Origin of the sequence: Bifidobacterium platyrrhinorum (assembly GCF_010667645.1) — a bacterium.
Taxonomy (GTDB): Bacteria; Actinomycetota; Actinomycetes; order Actinomycetales; family Bifidobacteriaceae; genus Bifidobacterium; species Bifidobacterium platyrrhinorum.
Genome location: NZ_WHZV01000002.1, coordinates 1 through 19,814, shown reverse-complemented (window position 1 = coordinate 19,814; position 19,814 = coordinate 1). Strand labels below are relative to the sequence as shown.

General features: G+C 62.2%; 15 protein-coding genes and 2 tRNA genes. 12 read left to right on the top strand and 5 right to left on the bottom strand.

Annotation, left to right across the window (positions count from 1 at the left end):
- Positions 1–1,798 (bottom strand): GH25 family lysozyme (locus GFD21_RS03480; protein ID WP_163196566.1); only part of this gene is annotated, 1,798 nt, incomplete at its 3' end.
- Between the two features lie 369 nt (positions 1,799–2,167).
- On the opposite strand from GFD21_RS03480, the gene GFD21_RS03475 reads away from it, so the two are divergent.
- Positions 2,168–3,721 (top strand): ATP-binding protein, encoded by a 1,554-nt coding sequence (locus tag GFD21_RS03475; RefSeq protein WP_163196565.1) that lies wholly within the window; start codon positions 2,168–2,170, stop codon positions 3,719–3,721.
- Positions 3,722–4,139: 418 nt separating this feature from the next.
- Positions 4,140–5,330, top strand: coding sequence for an ATP-binding protein (locus tag GFD21_RS03470; protein ID WP_163196730.1), 1,191 nt, complete (start codon positions 4,140–4,142; stop codon positions 5,328–5,330).
- 33 nt (positions 5,331–5,363) lie between these two features.
- Here the strand turns inward: GFD21_RS03470 and GFD21_RS03465 are convergent, their stop codons facing one another.
- Positions 5,364–6,293, bottom strand: a complete 930-nt coding sequence (locus GFD21_RS03465) for an AEC family transporter (protein ID WP_163196564.1) — start codon at positions 6,291–6,293, stop codon at positions 5,364–5,366.
- A 433-nt stretch (positions 6,294–6,726) separates the two neighbouring features.
- Positions 6,727–7,611, bottom strand: a complete 885-nt coding sequence (locus GFD21_RS03460; RefSeq protein ID WP_163196563.1) for a hypothetical protein — start codon at positions 7,609–7,611, stop codon at positions 6,727–6,729.
- A 775-nt stretch (positions 7,612–8,386) separates the two neighbouring features.
- Here GFD21_RS03460 and GFD21_RS03455 point away from each other — a divergent pair.
- Positions 8,387–10,726, top strand: a complete 2,340-nt coding sequence (locus GFD21_RS03455) for a DUF6541 family protein (RefSeq protein WP_163196562.1) — start codon at positions 8,387–8,389, stop codon at positions 10,724–10,726.
- Between the two features lie 154 nt (positions 10,727–10,880).
- Here the strand turns inward: GFD21_RS03455 and GFD21_RS03450 are convergent, their stop codons facing one another.
- Positions 10,881–11,921: a glycosyltransferase family 2 protein gene (locus tag GFD21_RS03450; RefSeq protein ID WP_163196561.1), complete on the bottom strand. Its 1,041-nt coding sequence runs from the start codon at positions 11,919–11,921 to the stop codon at positions 10,881–10,883.
- A gap of 410 nt (positions 11,922–12,331) precedes the next feature.
- Here GFD21_RS03450 and GFD21_RS03445 point away from each other — a divergent pair.
- Positions 12,332–12,416, top strand: a tRNA-Ser gene (locus tag GFD21_RS03445).
- Between the two features lie 79 nt (positions 12,417–12,495).
- On the opposite strand, the gene GFD21_RS03440 is transcribed toward GFD21_RS03445, so the two are convergent.
- On the bottom strand, positions 12,496–13,374 hold the full coding sequence (locus GFD21_RS03440; protein ID WP_163196560.1) for a LysR family transcriptional regulator: 879 nt from the start codon (positions 13,372–13,374) through the stop codon (positions 12,496–12,498).
- 171 nt (positions 13,375–13,545) lie between these two features.
- Here GFD21_RS03440 and GFD21_RS03435 point away from each other — a divergent pair, with 171 nt between their 5' ends.
- The 8 genes from GFD21_RS03435 to GFD21_RS03400 all read left to right on the top strand — a co-directional run.
- The gene (locus tag GFD21_RS03435) at positions 13,546–14,343 is read left to right on the top strand and encodes an AzlC family ABC transporter permease (protein WP_163196559.1); all 798 of its coding nucleotides are present in this window, start codon (positions 13,546–13,548) and stop codon (positions 14,341–14,343) included.
- The gene (locus GFD21_RS03430) at positions 14,343–14,678 is read left to right on the top strand and encodes a branched-chain amino acid transporter permease (protein ID WP_163196729.1); all 336 of its coding nucleotides are present in this window, start codon (positions 14,343–14,345) and stop codon (positions 14,676–14,678) included. Before GFD21_RS03435 ends, GFD21_RS03430 begins: the two co-directional genes overlap by 1 nt.
- 79 nt (positions 14,679–14,757) lie before the next feature.
- Entirely contained in the window at positions 14,758–15,582 is an 825-nt protein-coding gene (locus tag GFD21_RS03425; RefSeq protein ID WP_191996843.1) for a PhzF family phenazine biosynthesis protein, read from the top strand.
- Positions 15,583–16,213: 631 nt separating this feature from the next.
- The gene (locus GFD21_RS03420; protein ID WP_163196558.1) at positions 16,214–17,626 is read left to right on the top strand and encodes an MFS transporter; all 1,413 of its coding nucleotides are present in this window, start codon (positions 16,214–16,216) and stop codon (positions 17,624–17,626) included.
- 5 nt (positions 17,627–17,631) lie between these two features.
- Positions 17,632–18,453, top strand: a complete 822-nt coding sequence (locus GFD21_RS03415) for a class I SAM-dependent methyltransferase (protein WP_163196557.1) — start codon at positions 17,632–17,634, stop codon at positions 18,451–18,453.
- A gap of 121 nt (positions 18,454–18,574) precedes the next feature.
- Complete coding sequence (locus GFD21_RS03410) at positions 18,575–18,889, top strand: cupin domain-containing protein (RefSeq protein WP_404801553.1); 315 nt, start codon at positions 18,575–18,577, stop codon at positions 18,887–18,889.
- A 192-nt stretch (positions 18,890–19,081) separates the two neighbouring features.
- Positions 19,082–19,153: transfer RNA gene (locus tag GFD21_RS03405), tRNA-Thr, on the top strand.
- 366 nt (positions 19,154–19,519) lie between these two features.
- The coding region (locus GFD21_RS03400) for a helix-turn-helix domain-containing protein (RefSeq protein WP_163196555.1) at positions 19,520–19,814 on the top strand (295 nt) is incomplete at its 3' end.

Below are 19,814 nucleotides of genomic sequence, written 5' to 3'. Positions count from 1 at the left end.
CGTAATACACCCACTTACCGCCATTGGACGTCATCCAACGCACACCATGGGCCATCGCGCCGGTATGGACATCGAAATAATACCAACCAGTATGATCGGCGTCATATGAAAGATACTGTTCCCCATATCGCATTTCACCGGTGTTGATGTCGTAATACACCCACTTGGCACCACGACCATCCGGAATATTCATCACGCCCCGGGCCATAGTGCCATCGGCATTAAACCAATACCACTTACCAGTCGCCGGATCACGCACCTGCTTATTGCGTGCCATCACACCATTGTCAAACCAGTATTTCTTTCCATCGATGGTCTGCCAACCATTTTTCGCAGTGCCGTTGCCGCCGGAAGCTGCTGACTTGTTACCGAACGCATTCAGGTCGACGTTGCCGGTGATGCCGGCGATCTTGCCGCTGCTGGTGTACTGCCAGCCGCGGTCGTTGGCAGGGAACGCGGTGTACTGCATGGTGGCGCCGTACTGGGCCACCCAGCGGGTCTTGCCGTGGATGTTGCCGCTGTTGAGCGGGCCGTTGAGGTAACTCGTGTACGAGTACACGCTCAGGTTGTTGTAGCCGGCGGCCTGCAGCTGGCCATACCACGCGTTGACGATGCCGTCGTACACGCTCGGGCTGGTGGGCGGCGTGTGGCCGGTCCAGCTCCACTTCTCCAGATCGTAGAACACCGGGTAGCTCAGGTCGCCCGGGTTCACGCCCGCCTGGCGCAGCAGGCTGACGATGTCCTTGCCTTCCTCGGTGGCGGTGCCCGCATCATACGAGTACGAGTAGCTGTACACGCCGAACGGGATGCCGAGACGCTTGCATTCGCTGATGTTGCGCAGCGCCTTCGTGTCGAAGCCGTTGCCCCAGCCGTAGCTGATGCGGATGATCGCGCCTTCCACGCCCGCGTTCTTCGCGGCCTGCCAATCGATGTCGCCCTGCCACGCGGACACGTCGATCACGCCCTTCGCCTGCTGGGCGAACAGGTTGTTGTTCGCGTCGAAGAACGCGGCCGTGCCGTTGTACGAGCCCCAGTGGGCGCCGTATTCGCCGTTCTGCAGGGCTGCGAGCTTCACGGTCGACTTCGTGGCCGCCGTATCCTTCGAATCGGCCTTCTTCGACTTGGACGCCGAGGTCTTCGCGGAGCCATCGGCCGCGTTCTGATCGCTGTTCGCAGTACCCTGACCGCCGTTCGCGGAATCATCCGCGGAACCGTCGGTACCGGCGTTGGCGTCGGCATCACCGTTCGCCGCATCACCGGACCGGTCCGCGGCGCCGCCTTCCACGGTCGCGTTCACGTCGCCGCCGTTGCCGGCGACCTTCTGCTTGACCTCATCGGCGGAGACCGGGATGAACGATTCGCCGTCGGTCTTCGCGAGCGGATCCGGCTGGGAGTCCTTCGTGCCGACGAGCTTCTCGTCGGTCACGGTCTCGCCGGTCTCGATGTCCTTGAGCTCGCCCTCATCGGTGACGGCATGGTCCTCGGACACGACGGTCGCATCGTCCGGAATGTCGGCGGCGACCTGGCTTGGCAGGGCCGCATCCGGATTGTCCGGCATCGCGGCGGAGTCGGACGACGCGTCGGCGACGGTCTGCGCCTTCAGCTGGGAGAGCTGGGAGCCACTCGCCGCCGCATTCGCCACACCGGTCGTCGCACCGGACGCGGCCGCGACGGACGCACCATCCAGATCCACATCGGACAACGCGGTCGCCGGTGCGACGCACAACGCCCCCAGCATCGCCACCGACGCGACGGACGCCACCGCCGCAGCCAGTCCGTGAATGTTCTTCGCAGTCATCCGCAACCCCTTACGTGCAATTCCACCTGATGCATGCGCGGCCATGCACGGTGCGACGAACATTCGTTCCGCCGCACCGCCGCCATCATGTGCCGCATGCCGGAAATCGGATACCCCCGACCCGGCACACACTGCCCTTAACAATACAAGCCGCCCTTGGCAAAGAGCCGATGACCAACGTCCCGTTTTCGCAGAAAAGCAGCGGTGATGTTCTGCCAAAATAAGTAACACGATATTCTTACCGGCAAAGTTTTATCACCCAAACCGACGGAAATTACATAAACATCTGTCTTATCAAGACCTTTTATCAGTATTTTCGCTATAATGACATAAGTTTCAATGATTCATATGCCATAAACAGGAAAAATCATGTCAATAGAACTCCAACATCTGATACAACGAACCCTCGTCACGCGCTACGAAACACAGACACTGGAGGTCAAGGCCGCAGCCGAGGGCACGCCACGCGTCTACGACACCCTGTCGTCCTTCTCCAATCAGAACGAAGGCGGCATCATCCTGTTCGGCATCGACGAACACACGGACTTCAGCGTCTGCGGGGTATACGACGCACAGGACCTGCAGAAGAAAGTACACGGGCAGTGCGAAGCCATGACCCCCGAAGTGCGGCCAATATTCGATACCGCGGAAATCAACGGCAAGACGGTCGTCGCCGCCTACATCAGCGGCCGCCCCATGAGCGAACGCCCCGTATACCGCACCACCAAAGGAATCACCGAAGGAACATACACACGCCTCGGCGACGCCGACGTGCGCATGACCGCCACCGAACTCTACGAAATCGAAACGTTCAAGGAAGGCAGGCGCGACGACACCGGCACCAGCCCCGAAGCGACGCTCGACGCGCTCGACAAGCGCAAAACCGACCGATTCATCCTCGACGCCACCAAGGAACGCCCGCTGTTGTCCCGTCGAACCGATGACGAAATCCTGTCCCTCACCGGTGCGACACGAGGCGACCGCGCGACACTCGCGGGCATGCTCACATTGGGAGACTACCCCCAACGGGCATACCCCAACCTCTGCATCACCGCCATCGCGGTCAACGGAACCACCATCAAGCCGGGAGGCGACGGGGAACGTTTCCTGGACAACAAACGCTACGAGGGCACCATCGACGAAATGCTCGAAGGCGCATTGAGCTTCGTGGCGCACAACAGCCGCACCAAGGTGATCGTCGATCATGGCGACCGACGCGACGTACCCGAATACCCCGAAACCGCGGTGCGCGAAATCATCATCAACGCCCTCATGCACCGCGACTACGGCCCCTACAGCAACGGCACTCCGGTACGACTCACCTTGTTCTCCGACCGGCTGGAATGCTGGAACCCCGGCGGCGTCTATGGCGGCCAAAACATCAACGACATCGGCTACGCCAATATGCCCACACGCAATCCGACGCTGGTATCGCTGCTGGAAATCCAGCACATAGTCGAGAATCGTCATTCCGGTATCCCAGTCATCCGGGAAGAAGCCTCCTCGCACGGTCTGCGGCGACCGGAATTCATCGACCGGAACGGGTCATTCCTCGTACGCTTCTTCAACGAAACGGCCGAACCGGCGCAAATCCCGACTTCTGCCTCGACTTCGACCACCATGCAAACGCACCATGGCGCCGCCCCTGCGGACGCCCGCCGCACGAACGCACGGCAGGCCCCCGGCATCACGCGCGACATGATTATGCGGTACTGCACCGAACCACGATCGGCACAGGACATCGCGGAACATCTCGGATACGATACGGCCTATCTCCGCAGGGCGTTCCTCCGCCCCATGGTCGACGACGGAATGCTTGTCACGACCATGCCGGACAAACCGCGCAGCAAATTCCAAAAATACCAGGCAGCCGACGGCGGTGACGCACCTACCGCGCCAACACGGGAAGATTCAACGGCGTGAACATGCACGTGGATCCGGCGACATGACGGAACCCACAATGCCCATAGAAGCGCAGTGGCCTTGTCCGCAACCGGCTCCGTCAACAGCGTACGCGCGCCGACGATCTCGGCGACGTCGAGCGAGCGCGGCACGGCGTTACGTAACAGCTGTCCGCCCACACGCCTGGCCTAGGAAAGGACATCCATGCCAAGCATGCCCAACAGAATCTGTGAGTGCCCTATGTATGCGTCGACGCATGCCCCGACGCATCATCAGAAACGTGATTTCTACCAGAATACACATTCAACTCCATGAAATGGAAATTTCTACTATCTGAAGTGGTAGAACTTCATACAAACCTATATAATTATCAGAAAACTGATAGATTTTGGCAAGAACCGAGACGAACGGCATCGATAAGGGGAAGGACGGCCGCATCATGATCGAACGACCGGCATACATGGATTGGCTGGAACGTTGGCAAGACAAAGATGTCATCAAAGTCATCACCGGGCTGCGCCGCTGCGGCAAATCCACCGTGCTCAGACTTTTCCGAGAACAGCTCCTCACCAAAGGAGTGGACCCGAGTCGCATCATCGCCATCAACTTCGAAAGCATGGAGGAAAACTATCCCACCGACGCCAAACCCCTCTACGATTACGTCGTCTCCCGTCTGGCACCGGGCGTCGTGAACTACGTGTTTCTCGATGAAATCCAACACGTACGAGAATTCGAGCGCGCCGCCGACGGTCTCTACGTACGCGACGACGTGGACCTCTACCTCACCGGCTCGAACGCGGACCTGCTCTCCAGCGAACTGGCCACACGGCTCACCGGCAGATATGTGGAACTCCGCATGCTTCCCCTGTCGTTCAAGGAATACCGCAGCACCCGCCCCCAATCGGAATCCCCCGAACAGTCCTTCAACCGTTATCTGCTGTACGGCGGACTGCCATACGCTGCCACGCTCGAACACGACCAGGACATCGCCGACTATCTGGGCGGCGTGTTCAACACCATTCTGGTCAAGGACATCGCGCAACGCCACCCCCGCATCGACACCATCGCATTCGACGAAGTCGCCTCATTCCTCGCGGACAACGTCGGCAACATCACCTCCATAAAAGGCATCGCAGATGCCATGAAACAAACCCATCGTGGCATCTCCCCCACAACGGTAGGCGAATACATCGCGGCTCTACGCGAGAACTACCTGCTGTTCCGGGCCGACAGATACGACATCAAAGGCAAAAGCTATCTGAAAACCCTTGAGAAATACTATCTGGGAGATCCCGGCTTCCGATTCTGGTTCCTCGGCAAAACCGGCGGCGACCTTGGGCACCGCATCGAGAACGTCATCTACCTCGAACTGCTCCGACGCCACCGGACCGTCCACATCGGCAAAGTAGGCACCACCGAAGTAGACTTCTACACGCCGGCTCCGCAAGGTGACCACTATTATCAGGTTTCATTGACCGTCATGGACGAATCCACGCTATCCAGAGAACTCAGACCACTGCAGTCCATCAACGACAACCATCCCAAAACACTGCTCACCATGGACCGCATCGGAACGGACGACCATGACGGCATCAAGCAGATCAACATCATCGACTGGCTGCTGGAATAGGCGACCACCCTAGTCTCTACACACCCTAACGCTCTACGCCCCCGGCAGCACCGCGTGGAGGGCGGTCATCACCACCAGGGAGATGACGGCGGTGACGGTCAGGGAGAAGCCGGCGAGCTTCGCGTTGCCGGTGAGGGAATCGGTGAACTTGGTCGAGAAGATCGTGATCGGGGCGAACGCGCCGAGCACGACAATCTCGCGGATACGCATATCGAACGGCAGCAGGAACCACGCGGCGAGCGCGATCAGCACGCCGAACACCATGCGCCACGCGATCACCTTGAGCAGTTCCACACGGTCCTTGCAGCTGTCCGGCACCTCCATCATCAGACCGATCATCGCCATCGCGCAGAACGCGTTCGCGTTGGCGAACGGCGTGATCAACGTGACGATCGGCTGCGGAATGGTGATATGCAGGAACATGAACACGAGCATCAGCATGTAGATGTCGAAACTGATCGAACCGAGGAAGTCACGCGCGATATTGCGCAGGCGCAGGATCATCGGCAGGCTCTTGAAATTGTCATCCATATGCAGCAGCGTGCGCGTGATCGTGAGCGAACCCGCCGTCGCGACCGTCGCATTGCCGATATCCAGCATGATGACCGGCAGACCCGCGGACGCACCCATGAACGTCTGCACCACCGGCAGGCAGAACGCGCCCAGGTTCAGCCCGGATGCGTTGAGCATCTGGAACGCGCGGTAGTTGCGCTCGTCGCCGCGCGAACCCGCATAAACCACGAACAGCGGAATCGCGCAGGCGAAGAAGCCGAACAGCACGATCCACAGCATGCGCATGTCGTGCTTGTTCGTGGCGAACGACAGGATGATCGCGCACGGCAGCGTGAGGTTGAACACGAGGCCCTGCGCCACCTTGTAGTCGCGGTCGCCGAACACGTGCAGATGTTTGAGCGCATACGGGCCGATGATGGCGAGCAACAGCGCGCCGGATTGAAACAGCATGGGCACCTACCGAACTTCGATTCCGGGAATTCTCGTTTGCTTGTGTGATTCCCTTATTCCTCCGGGTTTCTCCAGCACACCATAGGAGCATGGGCCGGCGGCGGTGGCGGGGTGATCATGGGATGGCCACGGCAGCCACGGCGACCACGGCAGCCACGGCGGCCATGGAGACCATGGCGTAGCGAGCAGAACAATCACAGGAATGGCGTGCCGCGGAGGCAATCAGACGACGACAGCGGGAATCACCCCGCTCCGGACCCGATACGGCCAAACCCAAACCCACAATTCAAACCCGGCCTCTGCTCAGGCCTAAACCGCCGGACACGGCCCCATGCTCAACACCACACACCATTCCCCTTACCCTTCGCCACATACCGAACACCCCTACCCCCCAATCCCCGATAGATGACATTCCACAACACACCCCGCACCGTCAAACGCCGACATCCGACCGCTGACGCTGATGCATCGCCAACGACGCCAGACGGACCATGAACTCCTTCCATTGCAACGGATCCTTCAACGTATCGTTGTGCGCGGTCAGGATCTCCCATCCGACGGCGGTAAGCGCGGACTGGCGCGACACGTCATCACTCCATTGCCCTGCATGATGCCGGCCGGCGTATTCGATGCCGATACGCAGGTCGGGCAACGCCATGTCCAAATACATGGACGCCCCGTCCTCGTCGACCGCCACCTTGTGGTTGACCGTCAGCGAGCGCAGCTCCGGCAGCGGTTCCGCCTCCAGCTTCAAACGCATGCGGGTCTCCATCGAGGAATCCGTGTTCTCGCGCATATGGTCCAACGCCCAGAGGCATTTCGTCCGCCCCTTGAACCGCTTGGGCAACACCTCCACCAGCGTGCGGAAATCATCCGGGACGAAATGCGGCTCGGACTGATTGCGGCGCATCATCGAATCGGCGAGCGCCGTCAATTCGGTCTCGTCGATGAAGCGGGACATCTGGGCCCACGCCAGCAATGGATGCGTCATGCGAATGCCTTCCATCACGACCATCGGGGAATACTCGCGCCGGAACCCGGAACCGACGGCAAGCAGCGACGGGGCGGCCACATGCCATTCGGCGCCTTTCCAGCTACGGCGTCCCGCAGGGACGTCGACCACGATGTGCAGTCTGTCGAGATTAAGCGCCCCACGGGGGATGAGCGGCAATTCGACGCCGGCGAGCCTCAGCGCGGAGACAAGGCCGCATTCGAATTCGACGCCGTGTTTCCGAGCGAGGTCCATGGCCTTGCCCAGTTCATCCAGTCGGTCGACGGCCAGTTGCCTCATCGCGATGCCGGGAGTGGTGCCAGTCATGCCGTCCACGGTAACGAATACCGCACTGTGCGGGAAACCGGGGAAACGTTCGGTGGATAAACATCGCGAATCCGGTGGATGTGCCAGCGTTGACTTAACAGCAGTGTTGACCTATTACGCGGCATTCACGTATTCCTGTTCCCGTGCACGCGAAACCCCGCATCAAGCCGCCACTGTAAGGCACCGTGACGTCTGTTCCTGCGTGTGAGGCCTCGCCCTCGCATCAACCCAAATCCTCTTCATGCCGGTACCGTGCAAGCTAAGCCGTTCATGGTGAGCATGCCTGCTGAATATGCGGAGTTTCAGGGGGCACGTGCGGAGTTTTGCGGCAACGTGCACGATTCGAGAGACAACATGCGGACCCTGCCTTGCAAGAACTGCAGATCACGCTCTTGTACGAAATCAGAAAACCTTGGAATTTCAACGTTCCCGAACACAGTCACCTCCGGTGAGACCCTCGCTTTCACCCCCACACTCCGCACGTAGCCATGCAAATCGCACACGTAGCCGCAAAACTCCACACGTATCGGAACAACCGATCGAAACAACCCGGCGAACGATCCCTCCCTGCAATGCGAACTCGCCCGAATCTCACACACATAGGCGCGTACGCCCCTCATCGAGCCGATAAGTGGACTCGGGGTCACCAAGGGAAAAGATCCGGTCAGCGGTCAACGAACGGCGAGCGGGAAGCAACGAGCCATGCATACGGCATGATCGGCACGGCCAACATGGTTGATATCGTTGGGGTCGATATCACCGAAACGAGGTATGTATGCAACCAAAACGCCAGAATATAAGCGACGCTCCCTTGTCATCGCGGGATTCTGCGCCGGCGACCGCCTTGCACTGGCGGCAACGCCTGGTTCGCGTCTTGCCCGCGCTGCCGGTTTTGGCGGGGCTGGTCTGTGCCTTCGCCATCGTCGTCGTCTGGTTCCCGAAGCCGGTGTTCTCCATGCCAATCCAGAGCAGCGACGCGCCGGGCCATTACTATTTCATCAGCAAGCTCATGCACGAAGGGTTGGGGGCGGCGCTCCGGCTGTGGCCGAACGACAGCTTCTACCCCCCGCTGTTCCACATCCTCGCCTACCTGTGCTCCGCGGTGGTCGGCCTGTTCACCGGAACCCCGCTGTCCATCTATGCCGCGTTCAGCGTGACGTGGATCATCTCCTCCGGAATCCTGTTCCCCGTGGGCATGACGTTGCTGTGCTCGTACTTCCTGCGTCACTGCGGTTTGCCGCATGAGGCCGCTGCGATGAATCCCGGCTCTACGACGAACCGTCAGGACCCGACGGCGCGTGAGACGAATGAGCGGCCGGAACGAAACCGGAGCCACGGCCTGCATGCGGCCGTCTGGATGCGGAGCATCCTGTTGGCGTTCGCCCCGGTTCTCGCCGTCTCTTCCGTCTGCCACCCGTACACGATGCTTGATGCCGGACCGTTGGTCTCCTACGGTTTCGCCATGTCGCTGCTGCCGTATCTGCTATATGTTTCACTCCGGCTGCTCGACGCCATCAATGCGTTGCTCGCCGGCATGGGGCATAGGGGGGCCACCGGCAACACGAACGCGAATCGTGGCGGAATCGTATCGCAACGCCCATCATCCATCGCAACATCCACCGACAATACCCCCCTTAATCAGGCGGGCTATACCCCCGAAAAATCCTTGCCGGCCGATGATGAGCCGAGCAGGAACCCCCTTTCCAAGGCAAGAAAAAGCAAGGAACGACAGGGAAGCGAGGGCGCTGCCGGACAGTCGTGCAAGACCCCCCTTAATCACCCGATAGAACAAGAAGACCCCCTATCTACACCTCTACCATCCTGCGCCCCGATCCATTCGCTGATCGTCTGGCTCGCCGCGACGGCCCTGTGCGGCGCGATCATGATGCTTGCGCATCCACGCGCGATGTTCACGTACGCCTTGCTGATGCTGCCGTTCATCGTGCTCCGCCTGCCATGGAAGTTCATCGCGGCGACGTTCGGCGTGATGGTCGCGGGCGGCGCGGCGTTCGTCGTGTTCATGTTCGCCACGTTCAAATCCGACCGGTATGCGAATCCCGCGTCCTGGTTCCATTCGCACCGGCCTTCCAAGACCCTTGCCGAATCGGTGATGTACGCATTGTCCGACGGATTGGACGGCGTTCCGGCGGCGTTGTTCGCCATCCTGCTCATCGTGGCCGCCATCGTGGGCATCCGTTATGCGATGCGGGGAATCGCCCGCCGCAACATGATCGGCCTGGTCGCGGCGTTCGCGTTCGTGGCGATCGTCTATGTCGCTACGGTCACATTGACGGGCGCGGTGCCGAATATGCTCAGCGCGCCGTGGTATCGCGATGAGAACCGCATCGTCGCGATGCTGCCGCTCACCACCGTGCCGCTTGTCGTGTGCGGTATGGGAGCCGCCGCGGGGGCGCTGTCGCGGATGACGGCCACGCGCAGGCCCCCGGAAGACTCCGCCGACGGCGCACCGGGCCATGACAGTGCGGAAACAGCACCGCGAACCGCCGCAACCGGAACCTCCGTCGCCGTGATGCATGCGGCCGTCATGTTGATGACGCTGCTGCTCGTGGCCATCGCGGCGATGGCGCAGGTGGTCGCGCCGTCGCGCGCTGCGACCGCCGAGCGCATCGCCGTGAACACGTCGCTGACTGCCGGCACCGATCCGGTGGAGCAGCTCACCGAAGCGAAGATCGAGGTGCTGAAGCGAGCGGTGGCGCGCACCGGCACGGATGCGACCATCGTGTCCGATCCGATGAACGGGTCGATGTACGCGACGTCGCTGTACAACGCGACCATGTTGTACCCGATCATGAACGCGCAGAGCACCGGCGACGGGTGGATCTTCGGCGCGACCGAGGAGGCGTTCGCGTCCGGCGACGGCGCACGTGTGCTGGATACGGTCTGTCCGATCGGCGCCGAGCTGCCGGAGTATTTCCTCACGATGGGCGATCAGGCGACGAGTCTGCAATCGTTCCCGTACAAGGCGCAGTACGACGCGTTCCATAACACGGACCTGATTGACGCGTATGTGCGCGACGGCGTGCTCGTGAAGGTCGCCGACTACGGGTCGTATGGCGACGGTTGGGCGCTGTACCGGTTCGGCTGCGGCGACTGAGCGGCGTAGGAGAGCCTGAGAACCCGAGAAAACCGAGAATCGGGAATGCGCAATCACACGACGGGCCCGCCGTCTCCGGAACCGAGACGGCGGGCCCGTTGCGAAAATGATTCGATTCAGGACTCCATGGGCTTTGGGCCCCGGGCCGGAATCGTCAGTCGTCGAGCGTGTCGGGCAGCGGCGACGGCATCGGACGCCAGGCGTTGTCGTGCAGGAGCTTGCGGGAATCCCACCAGCCCTTGGCGATCTGGACGATGCCGGTCCGCAGGTGCTCGCGGTCGACCATGACGAGGCGGATGAGCTCCTTCGCGGCGGTGGCGAGCGTGCCGAGGCCGAAGAGGAACGGACGGTAGTCGCCGTACACCATGAAGTAGCGGGCCATGTAGCCGCGGTTGCGCATGATGTGGTAGCGGTTCATGTCGGACGTTGAGTTGAGCTGGCGCAGGCCGGCGATGTCCCAGTTGCCGATTTCGCGCGTGCGGCGCAGCACGACGTCGGGCACGACGATCGGCGCGGTGACCTTGCTCGCGCGGTAGCCGTAGATCGTGTCGTCCCAGTAGATGAAGAAGCGCGGATCGGGCAGGCCGATCTCCTTGACGACGCGGCGGTTGAACAAGCCGCCTTCGAAGCACAACGTGTTCATCGTGCGGAAACCGGCGCGGCCGAACGCGGCCGGCGCGATCGGGTTCGGGATGCCCAGGCCGATGCGGAAGTCGTACTGCCAGTAGAACGGGCCGCCGTCGTAGTCGAAGCGGCTGCCCTGGATGACCTCGTGGCGGCGGGTCCACGGGGCGAGCTTGGCGATGCCGTCGGGCAGGACGGCGACGTCGTCGTCCATCACCCAGAACCATTCGGCACCGAGCTGGTACGCCTTCTTCACGCCGGCGGAGAAGCCGCCCGCGCCACCGAGGTTCTCGGTCTGCGGCGCGTAGACGACGCGTTCCTGGTTGCCGGAACGGTCGGCGACGGTCTTGCCCCACTGCGCGGTGACCTTGGCGGAGAAGTCCTCGACCATGGACTTGGTCTCGTCGGAGCGCTCGTTGTCGACGACGATGACGCGCCACGGCGCCTGTTCGAGGGCGAGGATCGACTCGAACAGGGTGGCGAGCAGGTTCTGGCGCTTGTAGGTGGTGATGACCATGGCGAGCTTGTCGATGGTCTTGGAGGGGTTCTGGTTCGTCTGCACTTCGGTCATGCGCCTTATTCTCTCACTACCCGGCGAACGGGCGAACGGCAGGCGAGCGGGCGCTACAGACCGTTAACCTTCACACCTTATACTGGGAATCGGCGGGAAGGCTCCTGACGTTCCGTGAGATTGAGGGGAGATCGGAACGCCGTCATCAACGCCGATGGCGGATGGCGATGCTCAGCGGCGGCAATGACGGACGATCGTGATGGATACCGGGATGGGCATCGGCGAACGGCAACGAATGACGACGGTGGTCTGTGACATCCGAGCACAACAGCCGGAGGCACCCCCTTTCCGCATAGGACCATAGCCGCGACACGCCGGACGACATTCGATTGGACACATCATCAAACATCCTGCTATGCTCTCTCAATTGTGTGCTGAGCCTGCTTGTTCAGGGGTTCAGGGAAACACATGGAGGATTCGCCTAGTGGTCTATGGCGCACGCTTGGAAAGCGTGTTGGTGTAACAGCCTCACGAGTTCGAATCTCGTATCCTCCGCTCGACCCCCGGAACCATGCGGTTCTGGGGTTTTTCGTTTTCAGCAACCCCACGTAACCAGGTAACAGAGGCAACCCCTTCAGGGCAGCGCGTCGATGTTGCTTCGCAGGTGTTCGATGAATCGTCTGGCAGCGAGGGGGAGCCTGTCACGGTCGGCGTAGGCGATGGCGATGGTGCGTTCCACGGGCGGGTCGGTGGGACGCAGGGCAAGCCTGTAGTTGGCGCTGGTGCGGTGGAGGATGAGTTCGGCGAGGATGCTGAAGCCCAATCCGGCTTCGACCATGGTCATGATCGAGTAGTCGTCGTGGATGCGCAGCCGCACGTTCGGTTTGAGCCCGACCGACGCGAACGCCTCCAACGGCTCGGAGTAGTGGCCTTCCTCCAGCAGGATCATGGGCTCCTCGGCGAGCGCGGCAAGCGGCACACGGTCGAGCGCGGCGAGCGGATGGTCTTGCGGCAGGACGGCGAACATGGCGCCCCGTCTGATGGTGATGATCTCGACGTCGCGCGCGGCGGCGGGGTTGATGAACCCGAAGTCGATGGTGCCGTTGTGGATCCATTCCTGAATCGTGGTGTAGTCGCCCTGATGCAGGACGAACCGCACGTTCGGATGACGCCGTTGGAACCCGCTGATGAGCCCGGGCAGCCAGTGGGCGGAGATGCTCGCGATGGTGCCCATGCGGATCACGCCGGTGTCGAGGCCGAGGATCTCGTCGGTCCGTTCACGGATACGCAGACCGTCCTCCACGTAGCGTTCGATGAGCGGGTAGAGCTGGCGCCCCTCCTCGGTGAGCGTGCATCCGCCGCGCTGCCGGTTGAGCAGGGTGACGTCGAGTTCCTTCTCCAGCGAGGCGATCATCTGGCTGACGGCCGACTGGCTGCATCGCAGTTCGTCGGCGGCCGCGGAGAAGCTGCCGTATTCGACGATGTGACGCAGGGCGAGATACCGGTTGTCCATGATGCACCATCATAGGCGGATGCATAAGCATCGCTTACGTGTCCATTAGCAAATTTGATTGTACTTATCGTGTGTGGCCTGCATACGATGACCGTCATCGGACATCTCCAGCGCGTTCCGGACCGTCCGGCACATTCATCAGAAGCATCAACGAAAGAAGGTCCTCCCGATATGGCGTTGTTGCGTACGGCGTTCCGGGCCGCGTTGCCGCCCACGCTGCCGATTGCCGCCGGCTTCCTGTTCTTCGGCGGGTCCTATGGGCTGCTCATGCACGCCAAGGGGTTCTCGATCGTGTACCCGCTGGCCATGGGCTACGTCATCTTCGCCGGTTCCATGGAGTTCGTCACCGTGAATCTGCTGTTGTCCGCGTTCGACCCGTGGGCCGCGTTCCTGCTGGCGATCATGGTCAACGCGCGCCATCTGTTCTATGGCCTGTCGATGTTGGACAAATTCCGTGGATTGGGCTGGAAAAAGCCGTATCTGATCTTCACGATGATCGACGAGACGTTCGCCATCGATTCCAGCGTCCGCATTCCGGCATCCGTCGACCGAGGATGGTTCATGATGTTCGTCTCGGCGCTTTGCCGTTCCTACTGGTTCGGCGGAATAGCCGTGGGCTGGCTGGCCGGCGGCGTGCTGCCGTTCGACACCAAGGGCATCGAGTTCGTGCTCGCCGCCCTGTTCCTGTCGATTCTCCTTGAACAGTGGGACGACGACCGGAATCGGAAAGGAAACGGCGGAATCCGCTCGAGCCCGCTTTCGGCGGTTGCGGATTTCACGGCATCGGCGCGATCCCATGCGCCCGCATTGGTCGGGTTGCTGGCTTCCGCGGTCTGTCTGGCGCTGTTCGGCCCGGACCGGTTCATGATTCCGGCCATGGTGCTGATGCTGGCGGCGTTCCTGATATTGCGTACACGATTGGAGGACGCGGGCGATGCGGTTGGCGCCCGGAAGAAGGAGAATCGATGATGACCATGACCACGTGGCAGGCCGTTGCGACCATCGCGGCGGTCTCGTTGGGCACCATGCTCACCCGATTCCTGCCGTTCACGCTGTTTCCCGATTCGCGTCGCCCGCCCAGGACGGTGACCTACCTCGGCAAGGTGCTGCCACACGCGATGACCGGCCTGTTGGTGGTGTATGCGCTCAAGGATGTGTCGCCGTTCTCCGGATCCCATGGGATGCCGGAGACGATCGCGATCCTTGTGATCGTGCTGCTGCATCGGTGGCGCCATAGCATGCTGGTGTCCGTCGCCGGCGGAACCATCGTGTACATGGTGCTCGTCCAGCTGGTGTTCGTCTGACGGGCTTACGGCTTCCTGCCACGTCGTGAGCTCGTGGCGAGGCATCTGACGATCGGTGATGAAAGGCGGTTTGCGGACTATGGCCATAAAACAGTATGTGGTGGATGCGTTCACGGATAAGGTGTTCAAGGGCAATCCGGCGGCGGTGTGCCTGCCGGAATCGTGGCCCTCGGACGAGCTGATGGCAAGCATCGCGATGGAGAACCGGTTTTCCGAGACCGCGTTTGCGGTGCGCGAGCCGGAAGGGTGGCGTTTGCGCTGGTTCACGCCGGGCGGTGAGATCGACCTGTGCGGGCACGCAACGCTCGCCTCCGCCTACGTGATCCTGCGGTTCGTGGAACCGGACGCCGACGTGGTGCGGTTCCGGACGATGAGCGGTGTGCTGACCGTGACCCGACGGCGGGGCGACGGGCGTGATGGCGACGACCACGCCGGCGACGTGTTCACGATGGATTTCCCCGCCTTCGATCTGAAGCCCATGCCGGTCACCGACGCGATGGAACGGGCATTGGGCGCACGTCCGGTCGAGGCGTGGCTCGGCCGTGACCTGCTGTGCGTGATGCCCGACGAGCGGACCGTGCGCGACCTCAATCCCGATCAGGAGCTGCTTAAGGATCTGCCCGGACTGTTGGTCAACGTCACGGCGGCCGGCGCCGCGGATTCGGGCTTCGACTGCGTGTCCCGTTCGTTCGCACCGAAACTCGACGTCCCCGAGGATCCGGTCTGCGGCTCCGGTCACTGCCACATCCTGCCGTATTGGAGCAGGCGTCTCGGATGCGACGGTCTCGTGGCCTATCAGGCGTCGGCGCGTGGCGGCGTCATCCACGCCACGGTCGCAGGCGGCCGCGTCGGCCTCGGCGGCGGCGCGGCGCTGTTCTCCGTGGGCACCATTCTGCCCGACTGATGGCGACGGGCCGAAATCCAGGAACGTCTGCAGGGCGTTGGCGAATCATCGAGGAACGCCGAATCATCGAAACACAGACGGGACGGTTATGATGATCCGGTCTCGGACGACGCCTCCGAAGACCGTTGATCAACGATCACCCCGGCGAGATGAACAGACCGACAGGGTCATAGCAGGGTCCATAGTCCGGGCGTTATCCGGAATCGAGCTTCCCGGGTTGATACGGTTGCCCGCATGAGATGTTGCATGATGATCATGTCATGCGTGATGGCGAGGATTCAGTTCCGCCCGCGCGTGACCGGCAAACGCGCGTAACGCGGCTCGCCGTATCCCACCATCACCGCCTTCGCGGCCGCACCCACGTCCCCGCCTCCCGATTGACGGCACGGCCGATGATGCACCGCGACCGGGCGCGCTTTGGCGAACTTGCATCGATCCGCGTGTTCTGCGCATATCCGTCGTCATAATCGAATTTCCCTTTTCGGCAATAGGCAATATGCGGGGCCGAACATCGTCGCGACGTCGTTAACCGTCATGGTCCCTGCCGTCATGCGACCACGTGCCGCTTGCGCGACGTACAACGCCTTGCGAAACCGCCTTGCGCCGGGGAGCCGGATAAGCAAGGATCGTCATGTCCACCAATATTTCATCTACGGAAATCCCTACCCCATCCCAACCTCCGGCCTCGACTCTCCCCCAGCCGCCGGCGTCACCACAGGATACGACCTGGAAGCAGCGGGTCGCGCTGCTGCTGACCGGGCAGACGCTCTCGCTGTTGGGCTCGTCGGTGGTGCAATACGCCATCTTCTGGCATCTGGTCATGCAGTCGGATTCCGGATCGGTCATGGCTTCGGCGATGATCGTCACCTGCCTGCCACAGGCCGTGGTGTCCATGTTCGGCGGCGTCTGGGCCGACCGGTGGAACCGTAAACTGCTCATCATGCTGCCCGATGCCGTGATCGCGGGTCTCACCGTCCTGTTGGCCGCGGCGTTCGCGACCGGTTGGGCGAATCTTTCGCTGATCATGCTGGTGCTTGCGCTGCGCTCGGCGGGAGGCGGCGTGCAGACTCCGGCCGTGCAGTCGTTCATTCCTCAAATCACGCCCGAATCCAAGCTGATGCGGGTCAACTCCGTCAACGGGACCCTGCAGTCCGCCAATCAGATCGCCGCGCCCGCGCTGGCCGCCGTGCTGGTCACCGTTCTGCCGTTGTGGGCGATTCTGTTCGTCGACGTGACCACGGCCGTCATCGGCATCGGATTCACGGCGTGCATACGCGTCCCCGGATCGGCCGGCGTGCAGGAGACCGGCGGCGAGACGGCCGGAGAAACCGTTGCGGTCCCCGATGCCGCCGCGCGCGTCATCCGCGACCTGCGGGAGGGGTTCGCGTACACGTGGCGGTCCCGGCGCATCAGAAGCGTCATCCTCGGCAACGCGCTGGTCTGCTTCATCAACGTGGCGCCGATGAACCTCACGTTGCTGCTGATCAACCGCGAATACCGGCACGATGATCTGAACCTCGGGTTCGCCGTGCTCTCCAGCACGTCGGACAAGCTGGCCGCCAACGAGCTGGCATGGAGCATCGGCATGATTCTCGGCGGGCTGCTGATGTCGTCCATCGGCGCCAAACGCATCCATGACTGCCTGCGCGCAGTGGCCGTGGGCTTCGTGCTGATCGGCATCACCACGGCCGGATTGGGTCTCGCGCCGACGCTGCCCGTATTCCTGATCATCGACTTCCTGACCGGACTGGCCACGCCGCTGGCCGCATCGCCGGCGTTCACGATGCTCCAACAGGAATCGTCGGAGGACATGCAGGGACGCGTCTTCGGATTGCTGAACGCGTTCTCGACCTTCGGCACCCCGCTGGGCATGATGGTCTTCGGACCGCTGTCCGACATGATCGACGTGCGGCTCATCTTCATCATCGGCGGCGCGCTCACCATCCCGCTCGGATGCTGGCTGGCCCATGTCGGCGCCGTCACGCGGCGGCCGTCCTCACCGGAAGAGGGTCTTCCCAACACGGGTCCGTTCCCATATGCTTAGGGGCCATGGACGAACGCAATACGACGACCATCACGGAATCGCAATTGCCGCAGGCCGATCGCGACCCCGAGCATATGCAGGGCCATTGGGTGCTGGCCAAGCTCGGCAAGCGCGTGCTGCGGCCGGGCGGGGAGAAGCTCACCAAACGCATGCTCGCGCATGCGACGCTTGCGGGCAGGCGGGTGGTGGAGTTCGCCCCGGGCCTGGGCCGCACCACCAAACTGATTCTGAACGCCGGACCTGCCGGATACACCGGCGTCGACCGGGACGAGCAGGTCGTGAACATCATCACCCCGTTGGCGGCCTCCGCCAACGGCACCTGCATCAAGGCCGACGCCGCGCATACGGGTCTGCCGGACGAATCGGCGGACGTGGTGGTCGGCGAGGCGATGCTCACCATGCAGTCCGAACGCGGCAAACGCGCGATCATCGGCGAGGCGCATCGCATCCTGAAGCCCGGCGGACTGTACGCGATCCACGAGATGGGGCTCGCGCCGGACGATCTGGACGCATCCGTCAAGGACGCGATCCGCAGGGACCTCGCCCAGGCCATCAAGGTCAACGCGCGGCCGCTGACCGCCGCCGAGTGGCGGACGCTGCTCGAATCGGAAGGATTCGAGGTGCTGTGGACCGGCGTCGAACCGATGGCGTTGTTGAGGGTGCGCCGCAATCTGGCGGATGAGGGCGTGGCCGGTGTGCTGCGTATCGTGCGCAACGTGCTGACGCATCCGGATCTGCGCGCGCGGGTGATGCGGATGCGTCGCGTGTTCGACGCCTACGGCGACGCGCTCACCGGCATCGCGTTCGTGGCACGGCGCACGGATTGACGCGCGTCACCTTCCATACGCGATTACGCTGGTACGGAAGGTGATGGCGCCGAACAAACAACCGAACGAGCACAAGGAGCACGATATGACCGACGACACGCATGATGACCAGTCCCAGCCGATGGTGATGGAGTTCATCGACGATCTCACGCCGATGGTCGAGGTGCAGCCGGAGGCCACGGTCTCGCGCACCGTGATGCAGGTGGAGGGCGCCAACGTGGTGCTGTTCTCCTTCGATAAGGGACAGGAGCTGAGCGAGCACACCGCAGCCATGCCGGTGCTCGTGCAGTGCCTCGAGGGACGGCTCAAGGTCACCGGCGGCGGCAAAACCGTCGATCTTGTGCCGGGCGGCATCCTGCATTTCCCGACCCGCCTGCCGCATGCGGTCTACGCCGAGGAGGCCTCCAAGATGATGCTCATCATGATGCGCCGTTAGGCGCCGGCGGGACGGACGACGGCACCGCCAACGGCCGCGACGATGTGCCGGGATTCGGTTCCGGCATCCGCTCTCCCGAACCGATTCCGGGACCCGCGCGGAGAGCCGAGTTGCGCGATGCGCGATCCCGTGCCATGATGTTCAGGTTGCCTTGGCGCGGTCAAGGCGAACGGCACGGATCCGCATCCGCGTGCCCCGATAGCTCAGTGGTAGAGCACTTCCTTGGTAAGGAAGAGGTCGTGAGTCCGATTCTCACTCGGGGCTCTCTTTACGAGCGACGATATCCGAGGGTTAATAGACAAAACGTGGGTCTTAAATCTGGTGGGAGCCGTTCTCCTGTTTTGTGTGTCGGGGTGCGACTAGCGGTTCGGGTGTTCATCACACCCCGACATGCAAATCCGCAGTAAGCCTTACTCAGGATTTAAGACCCACGTTTTGTCTATTAACCCCGATCCCCTTCCCCCTCAACGCAGCAGGGGCGGGTTTTCGGTTTGAGGGAAACGCCGCTCGAGTGTCTAGTCTCAGCGGATAGTTGACGCGTGTCTCGGGGCATGGTTGACGCCGTGTCCTGGGGCATGGTTGACGGGTGTCCTGGGGCATGGTTTACAGGTCGCCGGTTGTTGACCATGTATGGATACACAGTCACAGCAGCAGTCGGCGCGATCATCCAACCATGATGACGGGGCGGTCCGTAGCGAGTTCCTGCGCAACAAGGCCATCATCAACGCGATCCTGGAGGGGGTTCCGGTGGCGGAGGCGGCCCGCCGCTACGGGGTCACGCGCCAGTGGGCGCACGAGCTGAAACGCCGGTGGAAGCGTGAGGGCGAGGCGGGCCTGTTGCCTCGTTCCCGGCGCGCGCATCGCATCGCGAACAGGACCGACGGGCGGCTCGTGGAGCGGATCGTCACGATCCGCCGTGAACTGG

Coding starts and splice junctions, on each gene's coding strand:
- GFD21_RS03430 (WP_163196729.1), top strand. CDS start 14,343: ATGACCATGACCACGTGGCAGGCCGTTGCGACCATCGCGGCGGTCTCG.
- GFD21_RS03470 (WP_163196730.1), top strand. CDS start 4,140: ATGATCGAACGACCGGCATACATGGATTGGCTGGAACGTTGGCAAGAC.
- GFD21_RS03455 (WP_163196562.1), top strand. CDS start 8,387: ATGCAACCAAAACGCCAGAATATAAGCGACGCTCCCTTGTCATCGCGG.
- GFD21_RS03435 (WP_163196559.1), top strand. CDS start 13,546: ATGGCGTTGTTGCGTACGGCGTTCCGGGCCGCGTTGCCGCCCACGCTG.
- GFD21_RS03425 (WP_191996843.1), top strand. CDS start 14,758: ATGGCCATAAAACAGTATGTGGTGGATGCGTTCACGGATAAGGTGTTC.
- GFD21_RS03410 (WP_404801553.1), top strand. CDS start 18,575: ATGGTGATGGAGTTCATCGACGATCTCACGCCGATGGTCGAGGTGCAG.
- GFD21_RS03420 (WP_163196558.1), top strand. CDS start 16,214: ATGTCCACCAATATTTCATCTACGGAAATCCCTACCCCATCCCAACCT.
- GFD21_RS03475 (WP_163196565.1), top strand. CDS start 2,168: ATGTCAATAGAACTCCAACATCTGATACAACGAACCCTCGTCACGCGC.
- GFD21_RS03460 (WP_163196563.1), bottom strand. CDS start 7,611: ATGACTGGCACCACTCCCGGCATCGCGATGAGGCAACTGGCCGTCGAC.
- GFD21_RS03465 (WP_163196564.1), bottom strand. CDS start 6,293: ATGCTGTTTCAATCCGGCGCGCTGTTGCTCGCCATCATCGGCCCGTAT.
- GFD21_RS03415 (WP_163196557.1), top strand. CDS start 17,632: ATGGACGAACGCAATACGACGACCATCACGGAATCGCAATTGCCGCAG.
- GFD21_RS03440 (WP_163196560.1), bottom strand. CDS start 13,374: ATGGACAACCGGTATCTCGCCCTGCGTCACATCGTCGAATACGGCAGC.
- GFD21_RS03450 (WP_163196561.1), bottom strand. CDS start 11,921: ATGACCGAAGTGCAGACGAACCAGAACCCCTCCAAGACCATCGACAAG.